Annotated in this window: 1 protein-coding gene and 2 tRNA genes; 1 reads left to right on the top strand and 2 read right to left on the bottom strand. The window is 41.8% G+C overall.

The window, feature by feature from the left end:
* Nucleotides 1–90 precede the first annotated feature (90 nt).
* Nucleotides 91–612 (bottom strand): CvpA family protein, encoded by a 522-nt coding sequence (locus ACYVR3_RS16140; RefSeq protein ID WP_461245020.1) that lies wholly within the window; start codon nt 610–612, stop codon nt 91–93.
* 84 nt (nt 613–696) lie between these two features.
* Nucleotides 697–769 (bottom strand) — tRNA-Gln (locus tag ACYVR3_RS16145).
* A 192-nt stretch (nt 770–961) separates the two neighbouring features.
* On the opposite strand from ACYVR3_RS16145, the gene ACYVR3_RS16150 reads away from it, so the two are divergent.
* Nucleotides 962–1,034, top strand: a tRNA-Glu gene (locus ACYVR3_RS16150).
* The last annotated feature ends 190 nt before the right edge of the window (nt 1,035–1,224 follow it).

The following is a 1,224-nucleotide window of genomic DNA, read 5'->3' on the forward strand; positions in this document are numbered from 1 at the left end:
AAAACGTAAAATCCCCATCAAGCACTTGAATCATGTGTTTGATGGGGATTTTGGAGTTTCTGGTGAATAATTCAGGTTAAGAGATAATTATTAATTCTGACTCCGGTCCTGCCATAATCGATAAAGTTGCTTGGACATGACTGGCGTCTGCTTCACCATCTGCTGGGCAATCACGGACGTCTGGTACTGATGCTGAATCCAAGTGCTTGGAAATAACGTGATAACGTTTAATAGTAGAAAAATTAATAAGTAGCGCACCAAAAAACTAGTTGCTGCCCCCAACAGCGCATTCGTCAAATGAACCACTGGTAATTTCGTAATCATATTTAAATCCTTGCCAATGTGGCGAATAATGCCATACGTCACACTAAATAGCGCAAAAAAGATTGTTCCCGTCAGCGCGCGAGGCACCGTAAAGAACTGACTCCCGGTACCAATCTTAGCCGTATACAGCGAGTAAGCGACATCCGCCAGTTTATTGGCAAATAACATCGCAATAACCCATGCTAAGACATAGGCGACTAAATGGATAAATACCGCCACAAACCCGCTGTGGTACCCCTGAATTAGTCCTAGCGCGAGGATGATAATAATAAGCCACGTAAAAATCATGCGAACCGTCCTTTACTCACTTAATTAAAAAACCGCCCTCCCTAAGTTTTTCAACTCAACGAGAACGGTTCAATTGTTCAATGATTGGGTATACTGGGCTCGAACCAGTAAATTACGGATTCAGAGTCCGCTGCCTTACCAATTTGGCGAATACCCAATAAGCTATCCGACAATTAATAAGTTTACCGGCTTGGTAAAAAAATGTCAATAACTAATCCCAAATTCGGGACAAAATGCCCATCGTATTCAATTTACGTGAATATTCCCCGCAAGAACATTGACTTTTGAGCAAAAATCGTGTAAATTTATATATTGTGTTAAGCAACTAAATAGGTGTCATTGATAACCTTGCCCGCTGGTCAAATTGGTTAAGACGTCGCCCTCTCAAGGCGGAGTTACGGGTTCGATCCCCGTGCGGGTGATAATAATGGTTCAAATCGTTGATATATCAGCGATTTGAACCTTTTTTGTTGCCATTTCGAATTTTACTCAAAACAACCTATTAAAAATCTGAATACGGTTCTTTTACCGTCGTTTGTGTCCAGCGTAAGCGTGTTTAGTTTGTGAAATGATTCTGGGTTTAGATAGTGGGAGGATGCCGCGGGAGGCTCC

It is taken from the genome of Secundilactobacillus muriivasis, assembly GCF_054785195.1.

What these genes read in the sequence shown, in the direction of transcription:
- ACYVR3_RS16140 (WP_461245020.1), bottom strand. Translation starts at nt 612, where the DNA reads ATGATTTTTACGTGGCTTATTATTATCATCCTCGCGCTAGGACTAATT.